Source organism: Protofrankia sp. Cr1 (assembly GCF_963555865.1).
Classification (GTDB): domain Bacteria; phylum Actinomycetota; class Actinomycetes; order Frankiales; family Frankiaceae; genus Protofrankia.
In genome coordinates, this window is the sequence record NZ_CAUVXO010000122.1 from 3,086 (window position 1) to 9,188 (window position 6,103).

At 67.4% G+C, this 6,103-nt stretch carries 6 protein-coding genes; 2 read left to right on the top strand and 4 right to left on the bottom strand.

The genetic code is table 11. From position 1 onward, the window contains the following. Positions 1–20 precede the first annotated feature (20 nt). Positions 21–773 (bottom strand): metallophosphoesterase family protein, encoded by a 753-nt coding sequence (locus U9980_RS12215; RefSeq protein ID WP_322768012.1) that lies wholly within the window; start codon positions 771–773, stop codon positions 21–23. 188 nt (positions 774–961) lie between these two features. On the opposite strand from U9980_RS12215, the gene U9980_RS12220 reads away from it, so the two are divergent. Continuing rightward, positions 962–2,044, top strand: a complete 1,083-nt coding sequence (locus U9980_RS12220) for a magnesium transporter CorA family protein (protein WP_322768013.1) — start codon at positions 962–964, stop codon at positions 2,042–2,044. A gap of 38 nt (positions 2,045–2,082) precedes the next feature. On the opposite strand, the gene U9980_RS12225 is transcribed toward U9980_RS12220, so the two are convergent. Next, on the bottom strand, positions 2,083–3,237 hold the full coding sequence (locus U9980_RS12225) for an acyl-CoA dehydrogenase family protein (RefSeq protein WP_322747730.1): 1,155 nt from the start codon (positions 3,235–3,237) through the stop codon (positions 2,083–2,085). Positions 3,238–3,462: 225 nt separating this feature from the next. Here U9980_RS12225 and U9980_RS12230 point away from each other — a divergent pair, with 225 nt between their 5' ends. After that, complete coding sequence (locus U9980_RS12230; protein ID WP_322768014.1) at positions 3,463–4,677, top strand: acetyl-CoA C-acetyltransferase; 1,215 nt, start codon at positions 3,463–3,465, stop codon at positions 4,675–4,677. Positions 4,678–4,775: 98 nt separating this feature from the next. Here the strand turns inward: U9980_RS12230 and U9980_RS12235 are convergent, their stop codons facing one another. Further along, positions 4,776–5,588 carry a crotonase/enoyl-CoA hydratase family protein gene (locus tag U9980_RS12235; protein ID WP_322747728.1) on the bottom strand — a complete coding sequence of 271 codons (813 nt, stop codon included), beginning with the start codon at positions 5,586–5,588 and terminating at the stop codon, positions 4,776–4,778. Between the two features lie 134 nt (positions 5,589–5,722). Then, entirely contained in the window at positions 5,723–5,983 is a 261-nt protein-coding gene (locus tag U9980_RS12240) for a hypothetical protein (RefSeq protein WP_322768015.1), read from the bottom strand. Positions 5,984–6,103 lie beyond the last annotated feature (120 nt).

Below are 6,103 nucleotides of genomic sequence, written 5' to 3' on the forward strand. Positions count from 1 at the left end.
CCCCGAGGTCGGCCACCGGGTCAGCGCAGCCGGACGATCTCGTCCCCAGCGGGGTCGGCGGGCAACCGGTAGACCGCATAGGGAGCCGCGATCACCGGGGCGGCTACGTTGCGAACAGGCGTGCCACCCGGGGTGAACCCCCGTTCGCGACCGTAGTGGGCATGTCCGTGGACGGCGAGTGCGACGCGCACGGCGGATGAGTCAATGGCGGCGCCCAGATGATGGCTGCCGAGGAAGGGGAAAAGCTCGAGCGGTTCGCCGTCCAGCGTGTCCGGCACGGGGGCATAGTGGGTAAGCACGATTTGCCACTGGGCGTCAAGTTCTGCCAGTGCGGCACGTAAGGTCTGCGCGCATTGTTCACCGTGGCGGGCGAAGGACTTCATCTCATCTTCGCCGAAACTTTCCGCGCTGCGGCTGGTGAAGCCGCCGGCGAAGCCTTTGGCGCCTGCGATACCGATAGTTGTCCCGTCGCTGGGCACGGTCACGGTAGATCCGTCGAGAACCGTCACCCCGGCCCGGGACAGCATCTCGGTGATGGTGGCCTGCCTGCCGTCGTGGTGGTCGTGGTTGCCGAGCACGGCGATCACGGGTAGGTCAAGGCCGCCGAACACCTCGCAGACGGCGGCAGCCTGGGCGAGTTCACCGCCCTCGGTCAGATCACCGGCGAGCAGGAACACGTCTGCCTCGTCCGCGGCCCGTTCGAACAGTGTTCGTAACCTGGGCCCGGCCCCGGCTTCGATGTGCAGGTCGCCTACTGCCGCAATCGTGACCATGTGAGCACCTTTCCGTGAGCGCCGCCCAGCGGTCAAGAGGGACACTACGACGCGACGGTGCGCGCTCACAGGTTCGCTCACCCGACGTTGGCGCGTCTGGAGGGTCAAAGGGCGTGCGACGTTCGTCAGATCGCATCCCCGGAGGCCGCAGGCTCCGGAGTGCTAACGGCTCGGAGGGACGGCCTGTCATGGTGAACGAGCAGGAGGCGGTGTTCGGTGATGTCGCGGACTGGGGTGACGGCGCAGACGGGTGCGTGGTTGACGTGCGCGAGCATCCCGACAGCGCGATCGGATCGTCCCCACCGCACACCCGGGCCTACCGCGCGGGTGTGCTGGAGGCTTCCGGGTTCCCGGTATCGGCGGTCGGTGACTATCTGGAGCGGCCGGGAACGGTCGTGTGGCTCGATCTGTGCGCGCCGGACCACGCCGGCCTCCAGACCATCGCCCGGTTGCTCAAGCTCGACCCGCTGGCCCTCGAGGACGCGGTCAGTCCCGGCGAGCGGCCGAAGGTCGACCGTTACCGCACCCACCTGTTCCTCAACGCCTATTCTGTGGGGCTGGATCTGGGTACTGGCGCGCTGACCGCACACGAGATCTCCGCCTTTGTCACGCCTTGGGTACTGGTGACGGTCCGCGGCGATGAAGGATTCGACATCGACGCGGTCGTCCGGCACTGGGACGTGAATGCCGACCTTGCGGTGCACGGGGTTGGCTTCCTGCTGCACGGTCTGATCGACTATCTGGTCGACGGCTATTTCGACACCGTGCAGGAGCTGGATGCAGAGATCGACAAACTGGAGGATCTGCTCTTCGCGGACACCCCGGACGACATCCTGGTCCAGCGGCGCAGTTTCGAGATCCGCAAGAGTCTGGTCCTCCTGCGCCGCGACGTGTTGCCGATGCGTGAGGTCGTCAACACCCTGATGCGTCGGGATTTTCGGATCATCGACGAGGCGATGCTCCCCTACCTTCAGGACGTCTATGACCACGTGCTACGGGCGACCGAATGGACGGAGAGCCTTCGCGATCTCGTCACGACGATCCTGGAAACCAACCTGACCATCCAGAGCAACCGCCTGAACGTCATCATGAAGAAGCTGACCGGCTGGGCCGCGGTGATCGCGGTGCCGACCGCCGTCACCGGGTTCTACGGTCAGAACGTCCCTTATCCCGGATTCGGTAGCGAGTGGGGTTTCCTCGTCAGCCTGGTCATTCTTCTCGGGTGCGCGAGCGGGCTCTACCTCGCCTTCCGGCGGCGGGGATGGCTGTAGCCGGTTCCGTTCCGGTTCCGTTCCGGGGTCGGAACCGGCTACTTGGACGCCTCGCGCAGCAGGTGTCGCGCTATGATCAACTGCTGGATCTGCGAGGTGCCTTCGTAGATCCGGAAAAGCCTCGCGTCCCGGTAGAAGCGCTCGACCGGGACTCCTCTGATGTAGCCCGCGCCGCCGTGAATCTGGACCGCCCGGTCGGCGACCCGGCAGACCATCTCGCTGCAGAAGTACTTTGTCGCGGACGGCCCGACCTTGGTGTCGGCGCCGGCGTCAAAGGCTCGTGCGGTCTCGACCACCAGCGCGCGGCCGGCGTACAGGTCGGTCACCGAATCGGCGATCATGCCCTGGACAAGCTGGTAGTCCCCGATCGGCCGGCCGCCCTGGTGTCGCTGCGCGGCCCAGGACACCGACTCGTCCACCAGCCGCTGCGCGAGCCCCACGCACAGCGCGGCAATGTGGATGCGGCCGTGGGCCAGGCAGCGCATGGCGGTCGCGAAGCCGTACCCCTCGCCGGCGTCCCCGCCGACGAGGTGGGTGTGGGGAACGCGTACCTCGTCGAGGTAGACGTCCGAGCTCCACGCACCGGCCTGCCCCATCTTGTGGTCCCGCGGTCCGATCGTGAGCCCCGGCGAGCCCTTCGGCACGATGAAGTTGGAGATGCCACGGGTCGCCGGGACGTCGGGGTTCGTGCGGGCGAACACGAAGATGGCGTCGGCGATCGGGGCGTTGGTGATGTAACGTTTGGCGCCGCTGATCACCCATTCGTCACCGTCGCGGTAGGCGCTGGTGGTCAGGGTGGACGGGTCGGAACCGGCGTCGGCCTCGGTGAGCCCGAACGACGCGGTCACCTCACCGGAGGCCAGCAGCGGCAGCCAGTACTGCTTCTGCTCCTCCGTACCGCCCTCAATGATCACATGTCCGGCGATGCCGTTGTTGGTACCGAACATCGACCGCAACGCGGGCGTCGTGTACCCGAGCTCGAAGACGAGCCGGGCCTCTTCGCTCATGGACAGCCCGAGGCCGCCGTACTCCGCCGGAATGGCAAAGCCCCACAGGCCCATCTCCTTGGTGGCGTTCCGGATGTCGAGCGGGACCTCGTCCTTCTCGTCGATCTCGTTCTCGACCGGTACGACACGATCACGGATGAACGTCCGGACGGTGGTCAGGATCTCGGAGAAGTCCGCCGCATCCATTCCGTTGCCTCCGCAGGGTTCGGGATCTCTACTGGGGTGGGGTCGGGTGACCGGCAGCGCCGTGCTCACGATCGTATCGATGATCTATACGATAAATCCACTGTTGCAGCAGTCAACCATCCGGCGGGATCGCGTGCGTCGGCACACCTGACCAGCGATGATCCCGGTAAGGGGTGGACTGCGTCGAACCGGCCGCGCCCCCACCGACTGTGAGGAGCATGACGAATGCTTGACGCCGTGATCTGTTCGCCGCTGCGTACGCCGGTCGGTGGCTTCGGGGGTGTCTTCACCGACACCCCCGCCACAGAGCTCGCCGCCACCGTGATCCGGGCACTCGTCGAGCGGACTGGTCTGCCGGCGGACGCGATCGACGACGTGGTGTTCGGCCAGTGCTACCCGAACGGGGAGGCGCCGGCGATCGGACGGGTCGCAGCCCTCGACGCCGGCCTCCCAATCGAGGTGCCGGGCCTGCAGCTCGACCGCCGCTGCGGCTCTGGCCTGCAGGCCGTACTGCTCGCCGGCATGCAGGTGCAGACCGGCGTGGCCGACCTCGTCCTGGCCGGTGGGGCCGAGAGTATGAGCCAGGCGGAGTTCTACACGACCGGGATCCGGTGGGGGACGAGGAAGCCGAGCGTCGACCTCGTCGACCGGCTGGCGCGCGGCCGGGTCACCGCGGGTGGAAAGGACTACCCGGTACCGGGCGGAATGCTTGAGACCGCGGAGAACCTCCGCCGCGAGTACGGAATTTCCCGTACCGAGCAGGATGAGCTCGCGTTGCGGTCACATCAGCGGGCGGTCGCGGCGCAGCGGGCCGGCTACTTCGCCGACGAGATCGTGCCCGTGGCCGTCACCGACCGCAAGAAGGGCACGGTCCTCGTCGACACCGACGAGCACCCACGGGCGGATTCGAGCCTGGAGCGGCTGGCCGCCCTGCGGCCGATGATGGTGCGCAGCGACCCGGAGGCAACGGTCACCGCTGGTAACGCCAGCGGCCAGAACGACGCCGCGGCCGTCTGCCTGGTCACCCATCGTGAGCGGGCAGAGCAGCTCGGACTGCGTCCGCTCGGACGCATCGTGTCGTGGGCGGTCGCCGGGGTACCGCCGCGGACGATGGGAATCGGGCCAGTTCCCGCGACCGCGCGGGCGCTGGACCGGGCCGGCCTCAAACTCGCCGACATCGACCTGATCGAGTGCAATGAGGCATTCGCCGCCCAGGTGCTGGCGGTGACCCGGGAGTGGGCGTTCGCTCCGGCTGACTTCGATCGGCTGAACGTGAACGGGTCGGGCATCTCCCTTGGGCATCCAGTCGGCGCGACGGGCGTGCGTATTCTGGCGACCCTGTTGAACGAGATGCACCGGCGAGGTGTCCGCTACGGCCTGGAGACGATGTGCATCGGTGGCGGCCAGGGCATCGCAGCGGTGGTGGAGCGTATCGCCTGACGTTCTTCCGGGCAGGGCTGCCGTTGCGCTGCCCTGCCCTGTATTGCGCTGCCCTGCCCTGTATTGCGCTGCATTGCCTTGCGCTGCCCGGCCCGGCCCTAACGGCCGGTGAATCGCGGTGGGCGGTGCTCGTTGAACGCGCTGGCGGCCTCGAAAAGATCATGGGATGGCATGAATGCGGCGTTCCAGGCCCGGACGTAGCGCAGGCCGGTCTCGACCACGGGGCTACGGGCGGCGTCCAGAACGTCCTTGACACCCGCGACGACCAGCGGCGGATTGGCCGCGATCTCCTCGGCGAAGGCATGGGCGGCGGCGAGCGTGGCGGCCGGGTCCGGTAGGACATCGTTGACCAGCCCGATCCGCTCGGCGCGGGCCGCGGTGATGTTCCTGCCCGTCAGGGCGAGTTCCCGCAGGTGGCCGTCGCCGATGATGGCTGGTAGGCGTTGCAGGCTACCCACGTCGGCGACCATGCCGGCCTTCACCTCTCGCACGCTGAACCTCGCCTCGGTACTCGCGTACCGGACGTCGCAGGCGGCCACCAGGTCGACCCCGCCGCCGATGCACCAGCCGCTGATCGCGGCGGCGACGGCCTTGCGGCAGGCCGCGACCGTGGTGAGCGCATCCTGCATGGACCGCAGTTTGTGCAACAGCACGGTGCGCCCGCGAGCGAGACCGCCGTCGTCCCCGGTCGGTCCGATGACCTCCCCGAGCATGGTCCGCAGGTCCAGGCCGTAGCAGAAGTTGTCACCGGAGCCGGTGACCACCACGGCGCGAACGCTGTCGTCGGCGTCCAGCGCGGCGAACACCAGCGGAACCTCCCGCCAGAAGTGCGGGCCCATGGCATTGCCCTTGCCCGGGCCGACAAGCGTGACCTGAACGACCGGTCCGCGACGCTCGACCTGTAGTGACATCAGCGACTGCGTTGGTGGATCGGTGAACACGTACGGTTCCAGGCCGATCTGTTCGCGACTGATGGGTCCCCCCTAATGCTGATTACTGCGGCCCTGGTGGTGGTGAGCGGTACGGCCCAGCCGTACCGCTCAGATCATCGGTAGAGGACGGCGCTCGCACTGCCGGCGAAGCCCGGCGACCGGGCCACATAGTCCATTGATGAGCTCGAGCGCAGCGTAAGGTCGAGCGTTGCCGGGACGCAGTCGTTGTAGGAGTTCACGATGAGCCTGCCCTGCACCCGGATCGTCGACCCCGCCACGTCGGTGAAGAACAGATCCGCCACACAACCGAGTTCCGGGTAGGACGCCCGTCCGACGTTGTCTCCGAGGTTACCGTTGGTCAGCGAGATCTTCACTGTGTAGGTTGCTGATCCGGGCTGGCTCACGCTTCCAGACCATGAACCCGGAAAGCCCGAAGGCATGTCGTAGGTACGCGGTGCCGGTGCCGGTGCCGGTGCAGCCGCGGACTGTTGCGT